The organism is Streptomyces sp. NPDC107528 (genome assembly GCF_055639295.1).
The window spans coordinates 313,540-335,250 of record NZ_JBVKAV010000007.1 but is presented as its reverse complement, the minus strand read 5'-3'; the positions used below and the strand labels follow the sequence as shown (position 1 = coordinate 335,250).

Below are 21,711 nucleotides of genomic sequence, written 5' to 3'. Positions count from 1 at the left end.
CCCGCACCGACTCACAGAGTGGAGCGCAGCCACTGCTCCACGCTCGCGATGTGCACCGTCGCCCACGACCGGGCCGCCTCCGCGTCGCGGTCCCGCAACGCCTCCAGGATCGCTCGGTGTTCGTGCAGGGTCCGGCTCACCGCGTCCTCCTGGGTGAGGCCGCGCCAGATGCGCGCTCGCGTGGTGGGCCCGGACAGGCCGTCCAGCAGCGAGCACAGGACCGAGTTGCCCGAGCTCTGCACGATGCCCCGGTGGAACTCCAGGTCGCAGGCGACCAGCTCCTCCACCGACGGGTCGTTGCCGAGCTTGTCCAACTGGTTCGTCAGCGCGCCCAGTTGCTGCTCGCTGATCCGCGACGCGGCCATCGCCGTGGCGGCCGGCTCCAGGATGCGGCGCACGGCGAGGAACTCCAGCACCGTGTCGTCGCGGTGGAAGTCGACGACGAAGCTCAGCGCCTCCAGCAGCAGTTGCGGATCCAGGCTCGTGACGTACGTGCCGTCGCCCTGCCGTACGTCCAGGATGCGGATCAGCGACAGGGCGCGCACGGCCTCCCGCAGCGAGTTGCGGGACAGCCCGAGTTCCGCGGCCAGTTCGCTCTCCTTGGGGAGCCGGTCGCCGGGGCGGAGCGCGCCGGAGACGATCATGCCCTTGATCTTCTCGATCGCCTCGTCGGTGACTGCCATGGCCGGCCTCCTGCCGTTCAGGATGTCGTGCAAGACATCCGATGTCTGACGCCATTATGCGGGGTCGGCCGAGAGGGCGACCTATACTCCGGATCCATGGCCGACGCAGCGACCTCACCGGACTCCGACCTGGTCAGCGCCCTGCGGGCGTTGTCGAATCCGGTGCGCCTGCAGTTGCTGCTGTGGCTGCGTGAGCCCGAGCGGCACTTCCCCATGGACAAGGCCATCGCCGATCCCGGCGAGGTCGGGGTGTGCGTGAGCCACATCCAGGCCAAGGCGGGGCTGGCCCAGTCGACGGTGTCGGCGTATCTGGCGGAGTTGCAGCGGGCCGGGCTGGTGCGGGCGACACGAGTGGGGAAGTGGACCCACTACCGGCGCGACGAGGGCCGCATCGCCGGGCTGGTCGCCCAACTCGGGGAGACCCTCTAGTCGTTGGCGCGTCTCGCGCCGGGCGTGGCGTGTCTGTTGCGTCTCATATCGAGAATCTGCGATATTTCGATCCATGATGAATCTGGGAACGTTCGGCATCTACACCTTCGACTTCGAGCACCAGCCGGCCACACAGGTACGCGACTCGGCCCAGGAGCTGCAGGAACGGGGATGGCGGACCCTGTGGGTCCCGGAAGTCGGCGGTCGCGAGGCACTCACCCACGCCGGCCTCCTGCTCGCCGCCACCGAGCGGTTGCACGTCGTCAACGGCATCGCCCAGATCTGGTCCCGCGAGGCCCGGGCGACGTACGGCGCGAGCGCGCTGCTGGCCGACGCCTACCCGGACCGCCATGTGCTGGGCCTGGGCTTCGGCGGGCTCAAGAGGCCGGGCGTCAAACCGCTGGGGGCGATGGCCGCCTACCTCGACGAGCTGGACGCCCTCGCCAAGGAGTCACCCGTCCCCGCCCCGCAGACCCCGGTACGGCGCGTCCTGGCCGCGTACGGCCCCAAGATGCTCGCCCTGGCCCGGGACCGTTCCCTCGGCGCGCACACCTACCACGTCAACACCGCCCACACCGCCGCCGCGAGGGAGATCCTCGGCCCGGACGCCTTTCTCGGCGTCGAGCACCCGGTCCTCCTCGAGCCGGACCCCGCCCGGGCGCGCGCGACGGCACGCGAGCATCTGGGGCCGTACCTCAACACCCCGTACAACCTGGCCAAGTTCCGCAGGCTGGGCTACTCGGACGAGGAGATCGAGCACGGCGGCAGCGACCGCCTCGTGGACGAGCTGGTGTTCTGGGGGGACGTGGACACGGTGACCGACAAGCTCCGGGCCCATGTGGCGGCGGGAGCCGATCATGTCGCCGTCCAGGTGATCGGCATCGAGACGGGCCGATCCGCGTCGGGCCACTGGAGGCGGCTCGGCGAGGCGCTGCTTGCCTGAGAGACGGAACCCGAACGATGGAACCCGAGAGACGGAACCCGAAAGACGAAAGGGGCGGCTCCGTCGGCATGGAGCCGCCCCTTCCGGTGGTGGCCGGCCCCGGTGCGGAAGGGGCCGCCCTCGTGCGATCCGGCCTGGTCAGGGGAGTGGCCGGACCTGGCGCCGTGGGAGGCTCATCCGGCGAAACCCTCCCTCGGCGCGTGCGAGGTCATTTCTTGTCGAGCAGGTCCTGCACCTTCGCCCGGACGTCGTCCGTCGCCAGACCCCGGATCGTCAGCGTCGTACGGCGGCGCAGCACGTCGTCCTGCGTCTCGGCCCACTCGTGGTCGCGGGCGTAGACGACCTGGGCCCAGATCTCCGGGGCGTCGGGGTGGACGCGCTCGCCGAGCTCCGGGTTCTCGTTGGCGATACGGGCGATGTCGAAGGCAAGCGAACCGTAGTGGGTGGCCAGGTGCTTGGCGGTGTCGGCCGCCATGCGCGGACCCGGCGCCGGGCGGTCGGTGAGCAGACGGTGGGCGACCGCGCGCGGGTTGGCGATGCCCGGCAGGGGCAGCTTCTTCGGCAGCGAGGCGATCGGCTCGAAGTCGTCGCCCAGCGGGTGGCCCGGCAGCGCCTCCAGCTTCTTCATGATCGTGCGGCCGATGTGCCGGAAGGTGGTCCACTTGCCGCCCGCGACGGACAGCATGCCGCCCGTGCCCTCGGTCACGACCGTCTCGCGCTTGGCCTTCGCCGTGTCACCGGGGCCGCCCGGCAGTACGCGCAGACCCGCGAAGGAGTAGGTGATGAGGTCGCGGTCCAGCTGCTGGTCCCGGATGGAGAACGCGGCCTCGTCCAGGATCTGGGCTATGTCCTTCTCGGTGACCGCGACGTCCGCCGGGTCGCCCTCGAACTCCTCGTCCGTGGTGCCCAGCAGGAGCATGTCCTCCCAGGGCAGGGCGAAGGTGATGCGGTACTTGTCGATCGGGGTCGCGAGCGCAGCCTTCCAGGGCGCGGTCCGCTTCAGGACCAGATGCGCGCCCTTCGACAGACGGATCGACGGCGCGGCATTGGGGTCCTCCATCTTGCGCAGGTGGTCGACCCACGGGCCGGTCGCGTTCAGCACGAGGCGGGCGTTGACGCCGAACTCGTCACCGGTCGTGCGGTCCTTCAGGTCCGCGCCGGTCACCCGGCCCTTGGTGAAGCGCAGGCCGGTGACCTCGGCGTGGTTGAGTACGACCGCGCCCGCCTCGACGGCACCGCGGACCGTCATCAGCGCCATGCGCGCGTCGTTCATCTGGTCGTCGCCGTACACGGCCACGGCCTTGAGGTTGTCGGTGCGCAGCTCGGGCACGTCCTGCGCCGCCTTCGCGGGGGAGAGGAGGTGTCCGACGCCGTCACCGAACGCGGAGAGCGCGGAGTAGGCGAAGACGCCCGCCCCGAGCTTCGCGGCGCCGTGCGGCCCGCCCTTGTACACGGGGAGGTAGAACGTGAGCGGGTTCGCCAGGTGGGGGGCCACCTGGCGGGAGACCGCACGGCGCTCGAAGTGGTTCTCCGCCACCAGCTTCACCGCGCCGGTCTGCAGGTAGCGCAGACCGCCGTGGAGCAGCTTGGAGGAGGCGGAGGAGGTGGCGCCGGCGAAGTCGCCGGCGTCGACCAGAGCCACCCTGAGGCCGGACTGCGCGGCGTGCCAGGCGGTGGAGATGCCGAGGATGCCGCCGCCGATCACGAGAAGGTCGTACGACGCCTTGGCGAGCTGCTCCCGGGTCTCGGCGCGGCTCGGGTTGGAGCCGGAGGCCGGGTGCGTACCGAGGGCAGGCACGGACTGCAGGGTGGTCTGACTGGTCATTTCGGGTTCTTACTCCTCATCAGAGTTCGAGAGCTGGCGAGTGCTGCTCTCAGCTCTCGTCGTCCTCGATCCAGCCCATGGTCCGCTCGACGGCCTTGAGCCAGTTCTTGTACTCACGGTCGCGGGTCTCCGCGTCCATGTGGGGGGTCCACTCGGCGGCCCGGCGCCAGTTGGCACGCAGTTCGTCGGTGCCGGACCAGAAGCCGACGGCGAGACCGGCGGCGTAGGCGGCGCCGAGGCAGGTGGTCTCGGCGACCATCGGGCGCACCACGGGTGCGTCCAGTACGTCCGAGAGGGTCTGCATCAGCAGGTTGTTGGAGGTCATGCCGCCGTCGACCTTCAGGGCCACCAGCTCGTCGCCGGAGTCCTTGACCATGGCGTCGGCGATCTCCCGCGTCTGCCACGCGGTCGCCTCCAGGACGGCACGCGCGAGGTGCGCCTTGGTGACGTACCGGGTCAGGCCGGCGATCACACCGCGGGCGTCGGAGCGCCAGTGCGGGGCGAACAGGCCGGAGAAGGCCGGTACGAAGTAGGCGCCGCCGTTGTCCTCGACCGAGAGCGCGAGCGTCTCGATCTCGGCGGCGGTGGAGATCAGGCCCATCTGGTCGCGCATCCACTGCACCAGCGACCCGGTGACGGCGATCGAGCCCTCCAGGGCATACACCGTCGGCTCGTCGCCGATCTTGTAGCCGACCGTGGTCAGCAGGCCCGCGTACGAGTTGATGATCTTGTCACCGGTGTTCATCACCATGAAGGTGCCGGTGCCGTACGTCGACTTGACCTCGCCCTCGGAGAAACAGGTCTGGCCGAACAGGGCCGCCTGCTGGTCGCCGAGCGCGGAGGCGACGGGGATACCGCCGAGCAGGTCGCCCAGCTTGCCGCCGGTGACCTCGCCGTAGACCTCGGCGGAGGACCGGATCTCCGGCAGGATCTGCAGCGGTACGCCGATGGACTCGGCGATCTTCTCGTCCCACTCCATGGTGTGCAGGTTCATCAGCATGGTGCGGGAGGCATTGGTGACGTCGGTGACGTGCTTGCCGCCGTCGGCACCACCGGTCAGGTTCCAGATGACCCAGGTGTCCATGGTGCCGAAGAGGATGTCGCCGGCCTCGGCGCGCTCCTTGAGGCCCTCGACGTTGTCCAGCAGCCAGCGGGCCTTGGGACCGGCGAAGTAGGAGGCGAGGGGCAGACCGGTCTCGCGGCGGAAGCGGTCCTGGCCGACGTTGCGGCCGAGCTCCTTGCAGAGCCCGTCGGTGCGGGTGTCCTGCCAGACGATGGCGTTGTGGACGGGCTCACCGGTGTTCTTGTCCCACAGCACGGTGGTCTCGCGCTGGTTGGTGATGCCGATGGCCTTGATGTCGTCGCGGGTGATGCCGGCCTTCTGGATGGCTCCGGCGACGACCTCCTGGACGTTGGTCCAGATCTCGTTGGCGTTGTGCTCGACCCAGCCCGGCTTCGGGAAGATCTGCTCGTGCTCCTTCTGGTCGACGGAGACGATCCGGCCGTCGCGGTCGAAGACGATGCAGCGGGACGAGGTGGTGCCCTGGTCGATGGCGGCGATGAAGGGCCCGGCGGTGTGGGCGTCGGTCACTGTGTGCTCCTGGAAGTTCCGTGGTTATGGGGCTTTACGTACGGCGCGTGCTGAGAGTTTCGGTGCTTCTCACTCAAATGGGTGAAGCTCGTACTCCTAAGCAAAAGCGACGTTGTATATGCCTGCCGCGATGGCGCCGCCGATCAGCGGACCGACCACCGGGATCCAGGCGTAGCCCCAGTCGGAACCGCCCTTGTTGGGCAGGGGCAGAAGGGCGTGGACGATACGCGGACCGAGGTCACGGGCCGGGTTGATCGCGTAGCCGGTCGGGCCGCCGAGCGACAGACCGATCGAGACGACCACGAGCGCGGTGATCAGGGCGCCCAGGGTGCCGAGGCCCTTGCCGCTGTCGTTCAGGCCCTGCGTGAGGACCGCGAGCACCAGCACGACGGTGCCGATGATCTCCGTGGCGAGGTTCTGCACCGCGTTCCGGATCTCGGGACCGGTGGAGAAGATGCCCAGGACCGGGCCGGCGCCCTTCTCCTGGGCCTCGACGGCCTTGGCCGACGTGGCCTGCGCACCCGGACCGCCGACGATCTCCTTGTCGGTGAGGTGGGCGTGGAACTGGCCGTAGTAGGCGACCCACACCAGCGCCGCACCGATCATGGCGCCGAGCAGCTGTCCGGCGAAGTACGTCGGAACGTTGCTCCAGTCGCTGTCCTTGATCGCGAGCGCGACGGTCACGGCCGGGTTCAGGTGGGCGCCGGACAGCGGCGCCGAGGTGTACACCGCCGTGAGTACTGCGAAGCCCCACCCGAAGGTGATGGCGAGCCAGCCGGCGTTGCGGGCCTTGGAGGCCTTCAGCGTCACAGCGGCGCAGACGCCGCCGCCGAGCAGGATGAGTATGGCGGTACCGATGGTCTCGCCGATGAAGATGTCGGAGCTGGACACCCGCGACTCCTTTGTCCTTCGTCCAGGGGAAGCCGAACCTCCGGGTCCCTCCGGTGGTTCGCGCCGCCCTCGGGTGAGAGCGGCGCCGGCCCTTGGCGTTGTCACACTCTAGCGCGTATTGCCGGTAGGTGTTCGACAATGCCGACCGATGGACGGGAGCTTGCCCCGGCGTCACACATGCGTCAAGGGTCGCGTCGTCGAATGTGCGATCGTTGTCGCTTGTGTTGATTTGTCGACACCAGTGACGGCAGTGCCGGGGAATGGCGAAGCACCGGAACGTCCTACGACGTCCCGGCGCCCACTCCTCGCCCCGTTCGGCTTCTCAGAACCGCCCTGCGCCCAGGTCCCGCGACACCGCGCGGGCGCAGTCCCGCACCGCCGCGACCAGCTCCGGGCGCAGCTCGCCGTCGCGGCACAGCCGCTCCACGGCGCCCGTGATGCCGACCGAGCCGACCGGCATGCGGCGCCGGTCGTGGATGCAGGCGGCGACGGAGGCGACGCCCTCCCAGGTCTCCTCGACGTCGGCCGCGTAGCCACGCGCGCGTGTCATGTCGAGGATGTGCTCGAAGGCGTCCAGCTCGCACACGGTGCGGTCCGTGAAGGCCTTGCGGTCGGCCTCGATGGCCTCGCTGTGCGCGACCGGGTCGTACGCCGACAGGACCTTGCCCAGGGCCGTGGAGTGCAGCGGCTGCATGGCGCCGATCTCCAGCACCTGCCGGCTGTCGTCGGGGCGGAAGACGTGGTGGACGATCAGCACGCCCTGCTGGTGCAGCACGCCCAGGTAGACGCTCTCCCCGCTGGAGCGGGCCAGGTCGTCCGTCCACACCAGGGCGCGGGCCCGCAGCTCGTGCACGTCCAGATAGGTGGTGCCCAGGCGCAGCAGCTCGGCGCCCAGCTGATAGCGCCCCGACGCGTCGTCCTGCTCGACGAAGCCCTCCTGCTGGAGGGTGCGCAGAATCCCGTGGGCGGTGCCCTTGGCGAGGCCCAGCGACGAGGCGATGTCGGACAGGCCGAGGCGCCGCTCACCGCCCGCGAGGAGCCGCAGCATCGCGGCCGCCCGTTCGAGCGACTGGATGTTCCGTGCCATCGCCGTGCTGCCTCCGTCCCCTTCGAGCGTCGACCGTGCGACGTCGCTGCCGCCGTTCGGCAATGTCGAACACTACCGGTCGATGCCGACCTCCCGCTAATGGTCGGCGGTTATCGGTCCACCGGTGTTGCCTCGCGCGTGGCCGAAGATCGACCCTGCCGTCATCCTCGTCCCGCCTCGTGGACCGCCTGACCGTTCGACGGCGGTCCCGGCTACGCTGGCGGCGTGCGCCCACTGCGGACGGATCCGTAAAGGGCGCAAAGCCGACAGCCGTCGCACTCCAGGGAGCCCTTACATGGCCTCGTTGCCACCGACCCCTTCCGCCGACAGCCGGACCCGTGTGTCCGCGCTCCGCGAGGCGCTCGCCACCCGAGTGGTGGTCGCCGACGGAGCGATGGGCACCATGTTGCAGGCCCAGGAGCCCACACTCGAGGACTTCGAGAATCTTGAGGGCTGCAACGAGATCCTCAACCTGACCCGCCCGGACATCGTCCGCTCCGTCCACGAGGAGTACTTCGGCGCGGGCGTGGACTGCGTCGAGACGAACACGTTCGGCGCCAACCACTCGGCCATGGCCGAATACGACATCGCCGACCGGGTGTACGAGCTGTCCGAGGCGGGCGCCCGTATCGCCCGCGAGACAGCCGACGAGTTCGGCGCCCGGGACGGCCGCCAGCGGTGGGTGCTCGGCTCGATCGGACCCGGCACGAAGCTGCCGACTCTCGGCCACATCGGCTACGGCACGCTGCGCGACGGCTTCCAGGCGAACGCCGAGGGCCTGCTCGCCGGCGGCGCGGACGCCCTGATCGTGGAGACCACGCAGGACCTCCTGCAGACGAAGTCGTCGATCCTGGGCGCCCGCCGCGCCATGGAGGCGACCGGCGCCGAGGTGCCGCTGCTGGTCTCCATGGCCTTCGAGACCACGGGCACCATGCTGCTCGGCTCCGAGATCGGCGCCGCGCTGACCGCGCTGGAGCCCCTCGGCATCGACATGATCGGCCTGAACTGTTCGACCGGCCCGGCCGAGATGAGCGAGCACCTGCGCTACCTCGCCCGGCACTCCCGCACGCCGCTGCTGTGCATGCCGAACGCCGGCCTGCCGATCCTCACCAAGGACGGCGCCCACTTCCCGCTCGACCCGGAGGGCCTGGCCGACGCCCAGGAGACCTTCGTACGGGACTACGGCCTGAACCTCATCGGCGGCTGCTGCGGCACGACCCCCGAGCACCTCAGGCAGCTCGTCGAGCGGGTCCGGGAGGCCACACCCGTGGAGCGCAGGCCGCAGCCCGAGCCCGGTGCGGCCTCTCTGTACCAGACGGTGCCGTTCCGGCAGGACACCTCCTACCTGGCCATCGGCGAGCGCACCAACGCCAACGGCTCGAAGAAGTTCCGCGAGGCCATGCTGGCCGCGCGCTGGGACGACTGTGTGGAGATGGCCCGCGATCAGATCCGCGAGGGCGCCCACATGCTCGACCTGTGCGTCGACTACGTGGGCCGGGACGGCGTGGCCGACATGGAGGAGCTGGCCGGCCGCTTCGCCACCGCCTCCACGCTGCCGATCGTCCTGGACTCGACCGAGGTCGACGTCATCCAGGCCGGTCTGGAGAAGCTCGGCGGGCGCGCGGTCATCAACTCCGTCAACTACGAGGACGGTGACGGCCCCGAGTCCCGCTTCGCGAAGGTCACCGAACTCGCCCGCGAGCACGGCGCCGCGCTGATCGCGCTGACCATCGACGAGGAGGGCCAGGCCCGCACCCCCGAGAAGAAGGTCGAGATCGCCGAGCGGCTGATCGAGGACCTGACGACGAACTGGGGCATCCTCGAGTCCGACATCCTCATCGACACCCTGACCTTCACCATCTGCACCGGTCAGGAGGAGTCCCGCAAGGACGGCATCGCCACCATCGAGGCGATCCGCGAGCTCAAGCGGCTCCACCCGGATGTCCAGACCACCCTCGGCCTGTCGAACATCTCCTTCGGCCTGAACCCGGCCGCCCGCATCCTGCTCAACTCGGTCTTCCTCGACGAGTGCGTCAAGGCGGGCCTGGACTCGGCGATCGTGCACGCGTCGAAGATCCTGCCGATCGCCCGCTTCTCCGAGGAAGAGGTCCAGACCGCCCTCGACCTCATCCACGACCGCCGCGCCGAGGGCTACGACCCGCTGCAGAAGCTCATGGCCCTGTTCGAGGGCGCCACCGCCAAGTCCCTGAAGGCCGGCAAGGCCGAGGAACTCGCCGCCCTCCCGCTGGAGGAGCGCCTCAAGCGCCGCATCATCGACGGCGAGAAGAACGGCCTGGAAGCCGACCTCGACGACGCCCTCCAGGCCCGCTCCGCCCTCGACATCGTCAACGAGACGCTCCTGGACGGCATGAAGGTCGTCGGCGAGCTGTTCGGCTCCGGCCAGATGCAGCTGCCGTTCGTGCTCCAGTCCGCCGAGGTGATGAAGTCCGCCGTCGCCTACCTCGAACCGCACATGGAGAAGACGGACGCCGACGGCAAGGGCACCATCGTGCTGGCCACTGTCCGCGGCGATGTCCACGACATCGGCAAGAACCTGGTGGACATCATCCTGTCCAACAACGGCTACAACGTGGTCAACCTGGGCATCAAGCAGCCCGTCTCCGCGATCCTGGAAGCCGCCGAGGAGCACCGGGCCGACGTCATCGGCATGTCCGGGCTGCTGGTGAAGTCAACAGTGATCATGAAGGAGAACCTGGAAGAGCTCAACCAGCGCGGTCTCGCGGCCGACTACCCGGTCATCCTCGGCGGCGCGGCCCTCACGCGCGCGTACGTCGAGCAGGACCTGCACGAGATCTACGAGGGCGAAGTCCGCTACGCCCGCGACGCCTTCGAGGGCCTGCGCCTGATGGACGCCCTCATCGGCGTCAAGCGGGGCGTGCCCGGCGTGCAGCTGCCCGAGCTCAAGCAGCGCCGGGTCAAGAGCGCCACCGCGACGGCCGTTCTGGACGAGCGCCCCGAGGAAGGGCACGTCCGCTCCGACGTCGCCGTCGACAACCCCCTGCCCGAGCCGCCGTTCTGGGGCACCCGCGTCATCAAGGGCATCCAGCTCAAGGAGTACGCGTCCTGGCTCGACGAGGGCGCCCTCTTCAAGGGCCAGTGGGGCCTTAAGGAGACCCGCAGCGGCGACGGACCGTCGTACCAGGAACTCGTCGAGACCGAGGGCCGCCCGCGGCTGCGCGGCCTGCTCGACAAGCTCCAGACGGAGAACCTCCTGGAAGCCGCCGTGGTCTACGGCTACTTCCCGTGCGTCTCCAAGGACGACGACCTGATCCTGCTGGACGAGCACGGCAACGAACGCACCCGGTTCACCTTCCCGCGCCAGCGCCGCGGCCGCCGGCTGTGCCTCGCGGACTTCTTCCGCCCGCAGGAGTCGGGCGAGACGGACGTCGTGGGCCTCCAGGTCGTCACCGTGGGCTCGCGGATCGGTGAGGAGACGGCCCGGATGTTCGAGGCCAACGCCTACCGGGACTACCTCGAACTGCACGGCCTGTCCGTGCAGTTGGCGGAGGCACTCGCCGAGTACTGGCACGCGCGCGTGCGTTCCGAGCTGGGCTTCGCCGGTGAGGACCCGGCCGAGATCGAGGACATGTTCGCGCTGAAGTACCGGGGCGCCCGCTTCTCCCTCGGCTACGGCGCCTGCCCCAACCTGGAGGACCGGGCCAAGATCGCCGACCTGCTCCAGCCGGAGCGCATCGGCGTCCACCTGTCCGAGGAGTTCCAGCTGCACCCCGAGCAGTCCACGGACGCGATCGTCATCCACCACCCCGAGGCGAAGTACTTCAACGCACGCTGAGGCGACGCCCGGCCCGATTCCGGGCGGGTAACAGGTGTGCCCCGAGGCACACAGGTCAAACCAGGCGCTTCGTCCGCGCAGGTCGTACACTGGACGGTCCACCGCAGGCCGGTTCCCTCCGTGGGAACCGGCCTGATCGTCCCTTCAAGGAGGTACGTGGATGACCAGCACGGTCCCCGCACCAGTAACCCGTACGGCCGACGGCTCGGCCCTGCAGGCAGTCCTCCTCGACATGGACGGAACCCTGGTGGACACCGAGGGCTTCTGGTGGGACGTCGAGGTCGAGGTCTTCGCGAGCCTGGGCCACACCCTCGACGACACCTGGCGCCATGTCGTGGTCGGCGGCCCGATGAGCCGCAGCGCCGGATTCCTGATCGAGGCCACCGGCGCCGACATCGCTCTCGCCGAGCTCACGCTGCTGCTGAACCAGGGCTTCGAGGACCGTATCGACCGCGCGCTGCCGCTGATGCCGGGCGCGGCCCGGCTGCTGGGCGAGCTGGCCGCGTACGAGATCCCGACGGCCCTGGTCTCCGCCTCGCACCGGCGCATCATCGACCGGGTGCTCACCTCGCTCGGCCCCCAGCACTTCGCGCTGACCGTCGCCGGCGACGAGGTGGAGCGCACCAAGCCGCACCCGGACCCGTACCTGTTCGCCGCGGCCGGACTGGGCGCCGATCCCGCCCGGTGCGCGGTCGTCGAGGACACCGCGACCGGCGTCGCAGCGGCGGAGGCCGCCGGCTGTCATGTCGTGGCCGTGCCGTCGGTTGCGCCGATCAGTCCGGCCGCCCGGCGCACCGTGGTGACCTCGCTGGAAGAGGTCGATCTGGCATTTCTGCGCGGCCTGATCACCGTCTGACGACGACTGACAACGTCCGACAACTGAATTAGGGCCGGTGTTCACCCAGCGTGCAACATCGATAGCGCCGGAATTCCGCAAGGGAATTCGAGTGGCGCCGGATGGCTGAATTCCGGTGCGCGCCAAGACCGTTCCGTTTGTGACGTTTGCCACTGCCCACGGGGTCGACAGGTGACTCGCCGTGTGCCGTGCCCCCTGCGTCGAGGGTTTGGGGCGCACCCTTGTGTCCCGATTGATGGACCGGTGCACGAATCCTTCCGGTCCAAGGTTTCCGGTGCGTCCGCGACCGGCTCCACAGCGTGATGGGGCCTCAACTCCGGTCGCGGCGAACCCTCCTGCGGGCGCGGACTAACCTCATCGCGAGAACATCGAACTCACCCCGTGATCCGCCGCGACACCCCTGCATGCCGGGTACACGGAGTCGACAGCTGGAGAAACCCGAGCATGAACCGCAAGACTTTGGTGCTGCCGGCCGTCATCGGCCTGCTTGTGCCGGTTCTCGCCGCCTGTGGTGGAACCGACAGCGGCAGCGACAGCGGCGACGCGATCGTCGTCGGCACCACGGACGCGTTCACTGCCTCGAAGGACGCTCCCGCACCGCTCGATCCGGCCTACGCCTACGACGTCGGCACCTGGAACATCCTGCGCCAGACCGTGCAGACCCTGATGATCCAGCCGCGCGGCGAGGGCGAACCGGTGCCGGAGGCCGCCCAGACCTGCGGCTTCACCGACAGCGGCAACGAGCGCTACGCGTGCACCCTGCGCAAGGACCTGAAGTTCTCGAACGGCGACCCGGTCACCGCGGACGACGTGAAGTACTCCATCGACCGCGCCCGCGCCCTCAAGGCCGACAGCGGCGTCTTCGCGCTGCTGTCCACCATCGACACCGTCGAGACCCAGGGCGACCGCGAGGTCATCTTCCACCTCAAGACCGCCGACGCCACCTTCCCGTTCAAGCTGTCCACCCCGGTCGCGGGCATCGTCGACCCGGACATCTACGCCAAGGACAAGCTGCGCGACGGCTTCGAGCTCGACGGCTCCGGCCCGTACACCCTCCAGGCCGAGGTCAAGAACGACGAGCTGGTCTCCGCCGTGTTCACCAAGAACCCCGACTACAAGGGGAGTCTGACGGTGAACAACGACAAGGTCGAGCTGCGCAACTTCGCGGACGCCGACGAGATGGGCACCGCCCTCGACAAGGGCGACATCGACCTGATGACCCGCACCATGTCGCCCGAGCAGATCCAGAAGCTGTCGGCCGACTCCGACGACACCGTCGACCTCGTCGACATGTCGGGCCTGGAAATCCGCTACCTGGCCTTCAACACCAACGACGCATCGGTCCGCACGAAGGCCGTCCGCCAGGCCATGGCACAGGTCATCGACCGCGGCGAACTCGTCTCCAAGGTCTACGGCTCCCAGGCCGAACCGCTCTACTCGCTGGTCCCCGCCAGCATCACGGGCCATTCCAACGCGTTCTTCAACAAGTACGGCGACCCGAGCACCGCCAAGGCCAAGTCCATGCTGGAGAAGGCCGGCGTCACCACCCCTGTGAAGCTCACGCTGCACTACACCACCGACCACTACGGCTCGGCCACGAAGAAGGAGTTCGAGCTGCTGAAGAAGCAGCTCAACGGCAGCGGCCTGTTCGACGTCGACATCAAGGGCGCCCCCTGGGCGACGTTCCGCCCGGCCGAGCAGAAGGGCGAGTACGAGGTCTACGGCATGGGCTGGTTCCCGGACTTCCCGGACGCCGACAACTACCTCGCGCCGTTCCTCGACAAGGACAACTTCCTCGGCTCGCCCTACGCCAACAGCACGATCCGCAACACTCTCATCCCGGAGTCCCGCCGCGTCGCCGACCGGCTGTCGGCCTCCGGCAGCCTGACGGACATTCAGGACATCGTCGCCGATGACGTGCCCGTGCTGCCGCTGTGGCAGGGCAAGCAGTTCGTCGCCGCCGGCGACGACGTCACGGGCACGGCGTACGTGCTCAACTCCTCCTCGACCCTTCAGCTGTGGGAGCTCGGCCGTGGCGTGAGCGGCTGACCTCACCCGTGCCCGGCGGCCACGACCAGGGCGCCGGCTCGGCCCGGGATCCAGGACGGGTGCCCGGGTACCTCACAACCGACGACAAGGCACTTGTAAGTGAACATGCGCAACCAGTGGCCGGTCCTGCCCGTCGTGGCAGGGCTGGCCTCCGGCCTGCTGACCGGCTGTGGAACCGAGACCGCGGGCACCGGGGGGACCGGTACCTCGGTGGTCATGGGAATGTCGGACGACGTTCTCGCCACCGACCCCGCCTCCGGCTACGACCCCGGCTCCTGGCTGTTGTTCAACAACGTCTTCCAGTCGCTGCTCAGCTTCCCCAAGGGCGCCACCGAACCGCAGCCCGAGGCCGCCGAGCAGTGCGCCTTCTCCGACACGCAGACGACGGTCTACAGGTGCACGCTCAAGGACGATCTGAAGTTCAGCAACGGTGACGCGCTCACTTCGGAGGACGTCAAGTTCTCCTTCGACCGCATGCTGAAGATCAACGACCCCGACGGCCCCGCCGTCATGTTCCCCACGCTCGACAAGGTCGAGACGCCGGACGACAAGACGGTCGTCTTCCAGCTCAACACCCCCGACGCCACGTTCCCGAGCAAGATAGCCTCCGGCGCCGGCTCCATCGTCGACCAGGAGCAGTACGACGCGAGCGGCCTGCGCAAGGACGACCAGGCGGTCGGCTCCGGCCCGTACAAGCTCGACAAGTTCGACGACGACGAGGCCGTCTTCTCCGTCAACGAGAGCTACAAGGGCACCGCCGAGGTCCAGAACGACGGCGTGACCCTGAAGTTCTTCCACGGCGACCAGGACGCCCTGAAGAAGGCCCTGAGCGCCAACGAGGTCGACATCGCCTACCGCGGCCTCACCGCGGGCGGCATCGCCGACGTCGAGAAGTCCGGCGGCGACTCCGGTGTGGAGGTCGTCGAGGGCAGCAGCGCCGAGGTCCAGCACCTGGTCTTCAACATGGACGACCCGGTCGCCGGCAAGCTCGGCGTCCGCAAGGCCATAGCCTCCCTCATCGACCGTGACGCCCTCATCAAGGACGTCTACCAGGGCACGGCCACCCCGCTGTACTCGATCATCCCGGCCGGTATCAGCGGCCACAACACGGCCTTCTTCGACACCTACGGCGCCCGCCCCTCCAAGGCTAAGGCCGCCGCGGCCCTGCAGGACGAGGGCATCGACGGCAAGGTCAAGCTGACTCTCTGGTCCACCCCGTCGCGCTACGGCCCGGCCACCGACCAGGAGTTGAAGACGATCGCTGAGCAGCTCAACGACAGCGGCCTGTTCGACGCCGATGTGCAGTCCGTCGCGTTCGACCAGTACGAGAGGGACATCGCCGACGGCAAGTACGGCGTGTACGTGAAGGGCTGGATCCCGGACTACCCGGACGCCGACAGCTTCACGGCTCCCTTCTTCGGCAAGGGCAACGTGCTGAGCAACAACTACAGCAACGACACCATCACCGGCACGCTCATCCCGCGCACCGCCGCCGAGAGCGACCGCGCCGCGACGGACGACGAGTTCAACCGGCTCCAGGACATCGTGGCCGAGGAAGTCCCCGTCCTTCCGGTCTGGCAGGCCAAGCAGTACGCGGTCGTCCGCGACAACGTCTACGGCCTGGAGTACTGCCTCGACGCCTCCACCGTGTTCCGCTTCTGGGAGCTGAGCAAGGGCTGACGGAGGACGAAGTACGCAGAGGGCGCCCCTTCTCAGGAAGGGGCGCCCTCTGCGTCGTCGGGCAGTCGTGCCGTGCAGGCTCCTACTGGGCGCCCGGACGCACCAGCCCGCTCTCGTACGCGTACACCGCGGCCTGCACCCGGTCCCGCAGCCCCAGCTTGGTCAGGACGTGACCCACGTGCGTCTTGACCGTGGTCTCGCTGACGAAGAGGTCGGCGGCGATCTCGGCGTTGGACAGGCCCCGCGCCACCAGCTTCAGCACCTCCACCTCGCGCTCGGTCAGCGTGTGCAGGGTGTCCGGAACCGGCTCGTCGCCCGACGGCAGATGCGTGGCGTACTTGTCGAGCAGCCGGCGCGTGATGCTCGGCGCGAGCATCGCCTCGCCGCCTGCGACCACCCGGATCGCCTGCACCAGCTCGTTGGCCGGGGCGTCCTTCAGCAGGAAGCCGCTGGCTCCCGCCTTGAGCGCCTCCACCACGTACTCGTCGAGATCGAACGTGGTCAGCACCAGCACCTTCGCCGGGCCGTCCCGCCCGGGACCGGTGATCTGCCGGGTCGCCTCGACCCCGTCCATGCGAGGCATGCGGATGTCCATCAGAACCACGTCGGGCTGCAGGGCCCGCACCTGATCGAGAGCTTGCAGGCCGTCACCGGCCTCGCCCACGACCGCGATGTCCTGCTCCGCCTCCAGAATCATCCGGAAGCCGGTACGCAGCAGGGGCTGGTCGTCGACCAGTAGGACGCGGATGGCCACGTGAGTCTCCTTCGCCTAGTCCGGCCCCATTCTGCCCTGCGCACCGCCGCCGGACTCGCCCGCCCTGACCGGCAGCGGATACGGCGGGGGAGTGCCGCCGAATTCCGGGCAGTGGGCCTGGTGATCGCACCACCCGCACAGCTTCGTCTGCCTCGGACGCCAGTCACCCGTCTCGGTCGCCGTCCGGATCGCCTCCCACAGCGCCAGCAGCTTGCGCTCCACCCGCTCCAGGTCGGCGAGGACGGGGTCGTACGTCAGCACGTCACCACTGCCGAGATAGACGAGCTGGAGCCGGCGAGGGATCACGTTCTTCAGCCGCCACACGACCAGGGCGTAGAACTTCATCTGGAACAGCGCGCCCTCGGCATACTCGGGCCGGGGTGCCTTGCCCGTCTTGTAGTCGACGATCCGCACCTCGCCCGTCGGCGCCACGTCGACGCGATCGATGATGCCGCGCAGCCGCAGCCCCGAGTCCAGCTCGGCCTCGATGAACAGCTCCCGCTCGGCGGGCTCCAGCCGGGTCGGATCCTCCAGACCGAACCACCGCTCCACGAGCCGCTCCGCCTCACCCAGCCAGGTCGCCAGCCGCTCGCCCTCGGGATCGTCCGCGAACAGCTCCAGGACCTCCGGCCTGCTCTCCCGCAGCCGGTCCCACTGGCCCGGGATGAGGGACTTGGCGCGCGGCGCGGTCCGCTCGGCGGCCGGGGCGTCGAAGAGGCGCTCCAGCACCGCGTGCACCAGCGTGCCCCTGGTCGCCGCCGCGCTCGGCTTCTCGGGCAGCCGGTCGATCACACGGAACCGGTAGAGCAGCGGGCACTGCATGAAGTCACTGGCACGGGAAGGGGAGAGCGAGGCCGGCGCTATCGCCGGGCGCACGGCCGTGCCGCCCGCTGCGGCCGCGCTCTCACCCGCGTCGACCGCCGTCGCCGTGCTGTCCGTCCCCACCGGGTACTCGTCCGTCACCGGTTCTGCCACCGGCGCGGTGTCACTGCCGCAGTCCGCCGCGGCACCCTCCGTGCTCGTCTCCATGACCACAGACCTTACGGCCCACCACTGACAGTGACCCAGCCCCGGCCGTTACGGCTGCGGCGGACGGGGAAACAGAGGGGGTGCCGGGGCGAAACGCGTTGCGACGGCCGCATACCATCGACCCGAGACCCATCCGCCCGGCAGGCGCGGACGACGCTTCGAACGAGGGGACACCGTGGACGAGAGCGGCGGGAGCGGGCAGCCGCGGTCCGGCACCGACGAGTCGACCGAGCGCCGACCGGACCGTGAGGCCCCGGCCACCGGACCCGCGCGCCCCGATCCGGCCCCGTCCGACGAGCAGCCCAAGGACGACGCGAGCGCCGCCGGCGACAACGGCGACACGACGCCCGGCCCCGCGACACCGACCTCGTCCGGGTCCCGGGAGGAAGCCGACCCCGCCCCCGGCGACGCCACCGACCCGCGCACGCCTGACCGTCGCGACGCCGAGAGCCCGTTCACGCAGGCCTCCCACGGCGACCGGCACCCCGACACCCACCCCGACCGCACCCTCGCCCACTCCGGCACCACCAAGGGCCGTCCGCCGCAGCGCCCCAAGGACCCCCGCGGTGGGCTGCTCATGGGCAGGCCGTTCGGCGTGCCCGTCTACGTCGCCCCCAGCTGGTTCCTGGTCGCCGCGCTGATCACCTGGGTGTTCGGCGGACAGCTCGACCGCGTGCTGCCCGAGCTTGGCGCCGCCCGCTACCTCGTCTCCCTCTTCTTCGCGGTCGCCTTCTACGCCTCCGTCCTCGTCCACGAGCTCGCCCACACCGTCGCCGCGCTCCGCTTCAAGCTGCCCGTGCGCCGTATCCAGCTGCAGTTCTTCGGCGGGGTCTCCGAGATCGAGAAGGAGGCCGAGACGCCAGGTCGGGAGTTCGTGCTGGCCTTCGTCGGACCGCTGCTCTCCCTCGTCCTCTCCGGCGTCTTCTACGGCGCCCTGCAGGCCGTCGAGCCCGGTACGGTCCCCGGCGTCCTGCTGGCCGGCCTGATGATCTCCAACCTCATCGTGGCCGCCTTCAACCTGCTCCCCGGCCTGCCCCTCGACGGTGGCCGCATGCTCCGCGCGGTCGTCTGGAAGATCACCGGCAGGCCGATGACCGGCACCGTCGCCGCCGCCTGGGTCGGCCGCGCCCTCGCCGTCTCCGTCCTGGTCGGGCTCCCGTGGCTCACCCAGTCCGGTGCGCTCGGCTCCGACGCCGTGGACAACGTCGGCATGGACACCGTCATGGACGCCCTGCTGGCCGCCATCCTCGCCGCGATCATCTGGACCGGCGCCGGCAACAGCCTGCGCATGGCCCGCCTGCGCGAGCACCTCCCCGACCTGCGCGCCCGCACCCTCACCCGCCGCGCCGTCCCCGTCGAGACGAACACACCCCTGTCCGAGGCGCTGCGCCGCGCCAACGACGCCGGAGCCCGCGCCCTGGTCGTCGTCGACGCCGACGGCAACCCGCTCTCCCTCGTACGCGAGGCCGCCATCGTCGGCGTCCCCGAACACCGTCGCCCCTGGGTCGCCGTCAGCGGCCTCGCCCAGGACCTGACCGACGGCATGCGTGTCTCCGCCGAACTCGCCGGAGAGGAACTCCTCGACGCCCTCCGGGCCACCCCCGCCACCGAGTACCTGGTCGTCGAGGAGACCGGCGAGATCTACGGCGTGCTGTCGGCGGCGGATGTCGAGCGCGCCTTCGTGAAGGCGATGGCCCGCCCGAGCTGAGCACCGCTCTCCTCAAGCGGCGCTTCCCAATTCCCGGTGGTCGGCGGCCCCCCGAAACGCCGGTAGGCTGTTCACATGTCCGAACCGACCGGTGCCGCCCGCAGGCGCGGGCCCTTCAAGGTCGGGGACCAGGTTCAGCTGACCGACCCCAAGGGCCGCCACTACACGTTCACGCTCGAGGCCGGGAAGAACTTCCACACCCACAAGGGTTCCTTCCCGCACGACGAACTGATCGGTGCTCCCGAGGGCAGCGTTGTCCGCACCACCGGGAACGTCGCCTACCTCGCGCTGCGCCCCCTGCTCCCCGACTACGTCCTGTCCATGCCCCGCGGCGCCGCCGTGGTCTACCCGAAGGACGCGGGGCAGATCCTCGCCTTCGCCGACATCTTCCCCGGCGCACGCGTCGTGGAGGCCGGCGTCGGCTCCGGCTCGCTCAGCAGCTTCCTGCTGCGCGCCATCGGCGACCAGGGCATGCTGCACTCCTACGAGCGCCGCGAGGACTTCGCCGAGATCGCGCAGGCGAACGTGGAGCGCTACTTCGGGGGCCCGCACCCCGCCTGGCAGCTCACCGTGGGCGACCTCCAGGACAACCTGTCGGACACGGACGTCGACCGCGTCATCCTCGACATGCTCGCCCCCTGGGAGTGCCTGGAGGCCGTCTCCAAGGCGCTCGTCCCTGGCGGCATCCTCTGCTGCTACGTCGCCACGACCACCCAGCTCGCCCGGACCGTCGAGTCCATCCGCGAGATCGGCTGCTTCAACGAGCCGACCTCGTGGGAGACGATGATCCGCAACTGGCACGTCGAGGGCCTGGCCGTCCGCCCGGACCACCGGATGATCGGCCACACCGGCTTCCTGCTCACCGCCCGCCGCCTCGCCGACGGAGTCGAGCCGCCCATGCGCCGCCGCCGTCCCGCCAAGGGCGCCTACGGCGAGGACTACGAGGGCCCCAACGCCGACGGAGGCAACCGCCGCTGAGGCGGCCCTGTGCCGCGATCAACGTACAAGCGCTGTGGTCGAGTTCCCGGAACGCCCCTGGAACTCGACCACAGCGCCTTTCTGTTGACGCAAAAGCCCACAAACCCACAAGCCGACAAATTCACGAGACGACAAACGGCTGGTCCGAACGCCGCACGACACCCGCACGCCCCCCACGCGCTCCCAACCATCACACCGGCACGGGAACTCCACACCCCGCCGTTCCCCCGTACTGTGACGTGTGGCACCATGCTGGCCACCCCCACCGGCACAGCCCTCACAGGAGACGCTCCTAGTGCAGCAATCCGCCGTCCCGGAACTGGCACACACTCATACCCGCCCGATCCACTGGCTCGCCACCGCCACAGCGCTCGCCGGTGTCGTCGCCCTGTCCTCGGTCCTGCAGCCCAACTCGGCGACAGCGGCCCAGACGGCCGGCCCGGATGCGAAGAACGCCCCAGCGGCCGTCGCGCCGCCGGATCCCGCGAGCGTGGAGTTCCCCCTGGAATGCGGACCGGTGAAGGCGGTCGTGGTCAAGAAGGCCGGCGGGGACCTGGACGGCGACGGCAGCCCCGAGACCGTGGCCGTCGTGCACTGCGACGCCCCCATGGGCACACCGCCCGACGGCGTCTACGTCCTCACCCGCGGCACCGAGGCGGCCACGCCCCGCGTCGTCGCCACCCTGGTGAAGCCGAAGGACAGCATCACCGTCACCGACCTCGCCGTCCGTGACGGAGCCGTCGTCGCCGACCTGCTCGGCTACTCGTCCGACGACGTGCCGCGCTGCTGCCCCGACGTGAAGGACAGCGCGAAGTGGCAGTGGAAGAACGGCTCGTTCGTCCGCTCGACACCCGCCGGTGCCCACAGCGTCTGACCCACTCCACCGGCCCGTGTGAGAAATCAGACAGTCGTAACAGCCCGTATACGCAAGGTCACTCGGCGTCCGGACCGAAGACTTCGACCTTGTCTGAAACGCGACGCACATGGATGCAGTCGCCCGGACATTCCTTCGCCGAGTCCACCACGTCCGTGAGAAGCGGCAGCGGCACGGGCGTTGTGGCCCCCTGGGCCTGCAACAGCTCGTCGTCCGAGCCCTTCACGTAGGCCAGACCGTCGATGTCCAGCTCGAAGACCTCGGGCGCATACTGGGCACAGATGCCGTCACCGGTACAGAGATCCTGGTCGATCCAGACCTCCAGCGCCTGATCCTCGACCCCGGCCGTCTGTTCCACGCTCATCTCTCCTACCGTTCCTTACGTCGAGCCGGACGGGAATCCGGCCAGCTCTGAAGGGTGTTGAACGCTTCGAGCCTACCTGCGGCGGCTTTCCAATCATGTTCGGTGGGTATTCCCCTGGCGTGAGGGAGAGCGCAAGGGTGAAGATCGGACACACCC

17 protein-coding genes are annotated in these 21,711 nt (G+C 69.5%); 9 read left to right on the top strand and 8 right to left on the bottom strand.

What is annotated here, in order from left to right:
• Positions 1 to 11 precede the first annotated feature (11 nt).
• Positions 12 to 683: a FadR/GntR family transcriptional regulator gene (locus ACZ7L5_RS23940; RefSeq protein ID WP_328882737.1), complete on the bottom strand. Its 672-nt coding sequence runs from the start codon at positions 681 to 683 to the stop codon at positions 12 to 14.
• 96 nt (positions 684 to 779) lie between these two features.
• Between ACZ7L5_RS23940 and ACZ7L5_RS23935 the strand changes: the two genes are divergently transcribed.
• Positions 780 to 1,112 carry an ArsR/SmtB family transcription factor gene (locus ACZ7L5_RS23935; protein WP_471518650.1) on the top strand — a complete coding sequence of 111 codons (333 nt, stop codon included), beginning with the start codon at positions 780 to 782 and terminating at the stop codon, positions 1,110 to 1,112.
• A 73-nt stretch (positions 1,113 to 1,185) separates the two neighbouring features.
• Complete coding sequence (locus ACZ7L5_RS23930) at positions 1,186 to 2,055, top strand: TIGR03620 family F420-dependent LLM class oxidoreductase (protein ID WP_471518649.1); 870 nt, start codon at positions 1,186 to 1,188, stop codon at positions 2,053 to 2,055.
• Positions 2,056 to 2,263: 208 nt separating this feature from the next.
• Here ACZ7L5_RS23930 and ACZ7L5_RS23925 read toward each other — a convergent pair whose 3' ends face one another.
• The 4 genes from ACZ7L5_RS23925 to ACZ7L5_RS23910 form a co-directional block, all read right to left on the bottom strand.
• On the bottom strand, positions 2,264 to 3,880 hold the full coding sequence (locus ACZ7L5_RS23925; RefSeq protein WP_471518648.1) for a glycerol-3-phosphate dehydrogenase/oxidase: 1,617 nt from the start codon (positions 3,878 to 3,880) through the stop codon (positions 2,264 to 2,266).
• Between the two features lie 49 nt (positions 3,881 to 3,929).
• Positions 3,930 to 5,471 carry a glycerol kinase GlpK gene (glpK, locus tag ACZ7L5_RS23920; protein ID WP_365062107.1) on the bottom strand — a complete coding sequence of 514 codons (1,542 nt, stop codon included), beginning with the start codon at positions 5,469 to 5,471 and terminating at the stop codon, positions 3,930 to 3,932.
• Between the two features lie 96 nt (positions 5,472 to 5,567).
• Entirely contained in the window at positions 5,568 to 6,362 is a 795-nt protein-coding gene (locus ACZ7L5_RS23915) for an MIP/aquaporin family protein (RefSeq protein WP_328882742.1), read from the bottom strand.
• A gap of 322 nt (positions 6,363 to 6,684) precedes the next feature.
• Positions 6,685 to 7,449 carry an IclR family transcriptional regulator gene (locus ACZ7L5_RS23910; protein WP_328882743.1) on the bottom strand — a complete coding sequence of 255 codons (765 nt, stop codon included), beginning with the start codon at positions 7,447 to 7,449 and terminating at the stop codon, positions 6,685 to 6,687.
• A gap of 295 nt (positions 7,450 to 7,744) precedes the next feature.
• Between ACZ7L5_RS23910 and metH the strand changes: the two genes are divergently transcribed.
• The 4 genes from metH to ACZ7L5_RS23890 all read left to right on the top strand — a co-directional run bounded on the left by metH (position 7,745) and on the right by ACZ7L5_RS23890 (position 15,848).
• Positions 7,745 to 11,263, top strand: coding sequence for a methionine synthase (gene metH, locus ACZ7L5_RS23905; RefSeq protein WP_471518647.1), 3,519 nt, complete (start codon positions 7,745 to 7,747; stop codon positions 11,261 to 11,263).
• A gap of 160 nt (positions 11,264 to 11,423) precedes the next feature.
• Entirely contained in the window at positions 11,424 to 12,119 is a 696-nt protein-coding gene (locus tag ACZ7L5_RS23900; RefSeq protein WP_471518646.1) for an HAD family hydrolase, read from the top strand.
• A 444-nt stretch (positions 12,120 to 12,563) separates the two neighbouring features.
• Positions 12,564 to 14,168 carry an ABC transporter substrate-binding protein gene (locus ACZ7L5_RS23895; protein WP_471518645.1) on the top strand — a complete coding sequence of 535 codons (1,605 nt, stop codon included), beginning with the start codon at positions 12,564 to 12,566 and terminating at the stop codon, positions 14,166 to 14,168.
• Positions 14,169 to 14,267: 99 nt separating this feature from the next.
• The gene (locus tag ACZ7L5_RS23890) at positions 14,268 to 15,848 is read left to right on the top strand and encodes an ABC transporter substrate-binding protein (RefSeq protein ID WP_471518644.1); all 1,581 of its coding nucleotides are present in this window, start codon (positions 14,268 to 14,270) and stop codon (positions 15,846 to 15,848) included.
• Between the two features lie 82 nt (positions 15,849 to 15,930).
• Here ACZ7L5_RS23890 and ACZ7L5_RS23885 read toward each other — a convergent pair whose 3' ends face one another.
• Positions 15,931 to 16,602, bottom strand: coding sequence for a response regulator (locus ACZ7L5_RS23885; RefSeq protein ID WP_030053339.1), 672 nt, complete (start codon positions 16,600 to 16,602; stop codon positions 15,931 to 15,933).
• A 15-nt stretch (positions 16,603 to 16,617) separates the two neighbouring features.
• Entirely contained in the window at positions 16,618 to 17,631 is a 1,014-nt protein-coding gene (locus ACZ7L5_RS23880; protein WP_471518643.1) for a RecB family exonuclease, read from the bottom strand.
• A 175-nt stretch (positions 17,632 to 17,806) separates the two neighbouring features.
• Here ACZ7L5_RS23880 and ACZ7L5_RS23875 point away from each other — a divergent pair, with 175 nt between their 5' ends.
• The 3 genes from ACZ7L5_RS23875 (at position 17,807) to ACZ7L5_RS23865 (ending at position 21,191) form a co-directional block, all read left to right on the top strand.
• Positions 17,807 to 19,339 carry a site-2 protease family protein gene (locus ACZ7L5_RS23875; protein WP_471518642.1) on the top strand — a complete coding sequence of 511 codons (1,533 nt, stop codon included), beginning with the start codon at positions 17,807 to 17,809 and terminating at the stop codon, positions 19,337 to 19,339.
• A 75-nt stretch (positions 19,340 to 19,414) separates the two neighbouring features.
• Complete coding sequence (locus tag ACZ7L5_RS23870) at positions 19,415 to 20,317, top strand: tRNA (adenine-N1)-methyltransferase (protein WP_328882750.1); 903 nt, start codon at positions 19,415 to 19,417, stop codon at positions 20,315 to 20,317.
• A 295-nt stretch (positions 20,318 to 20,612) separates the two neighbouring features.
• Entirely contained in the window at positions 20,613 to 21,191 is a 579-nt protein-coding gene (locus ACZ7L5_RS23865; RefSeq protein ID WP_471518641.1) for a hypothetical protein, read from the top strand.
• A gap of 58 nt (positions 21,192 to 21,249) precedes the next feature.
• Here ACZ7L5_RS23865 and ACZ7L5_RS23860 read toward each other — a convergent pair whose 3' ends face one another.
• Positions 21,250 to 21,555, bottom strand: a complete 306-nt coding sequence (locus ACZ7L5_RS23860) for a ferredoxin (RefSeq protein WP_471518640.1) — start codon at positions 21,553 to 21,555, stop codon at positions 21,250 to 21,252.
• Positions 21,556 to 21,711 lie beyond the last annotated feature (156 nt).

Bases quoted from the DNA above. Each gene is read 5' to 3' on its own strand.
- ACZ7L5_RS23860 (WP_471518640.1), bottom strand. From the start codon at position 21,555: ATGAGCGTGGAACAGACGGCCGGGGTCGAGGATCAGGCGCTGGAGGTC.
- ACZ7L5_RS23940 (WP_328882737.1), bottom strand. From the start codon at position 683: ATGGCAGTCACCGACGAGGCGATCGAGAAGATCAAGGGCATGATCGTC.
- ACZ7L5_RS23925 (WP_471518648.1), bottom strand. From the start codon at position 3,880: ATGACCAGTCAGACCACCCTGCAGTCCGTGCCTGCCCTCGGTACGCAC.
- ACZ7L5_RS23895 (WP_471518645.1), top strand. From the start codon at position 12,564: ATGAACCGCAAGACTTTGGTGCTGCCGGCCGTCATCGGCCTGCTTGTG.
- ACZ7L5_RS23870 (WP_328882750.1), top strand. From the start codon at position 19,415: ATGTCCGAACCGACCGGTGCCGCCCGCAGGCGCGGGCCCTTCAAGGTC.
- ACZ7L5_RS23930 (WP_471518649.1), top strand. From the start codon at position 1,186: ATGATGAATCTGGGAACGTTCGGCATCTACACCTTCGACTTCGAGCAC.
- ACZ7L5_RS23935 (WP_471518650.1), top strand. From the start codon at position 780: ATGGCCGACGCAGCGACCTCACCGGACTCCGACCTGGTCAGCGCCCTG.
- ACZ7L5_RS23910 (WP_328882743.1), bottom strand. From the start codon at position 7,449: ATGGCACGGAACATCCAGTCGCTCGAACGGGCGGCCGCGATGCTGCGG.
- ACZ7L5_RS23880 (WP_471518643.1), bottom strand. From the start codon at position 17,631: ATGGAGACGAGCACGGAGGGTGCCGCGGCGGACTGCGGCAGTGACACC.
- metH (WP_471518647.1), top strand. From the start codon at position 7,745: ATGGCCTCGTTGCCACCGACCCCTTCCGCCGACAGCCGGACCCGTGTG.
- ACZ7L5_RS23900 (WP_471518646.1), top strand. From the start codon at position 11,424: ATGACCAGCACGGTCCCCGCACCAGTAACCCGTACGGCCGACGGCTCG.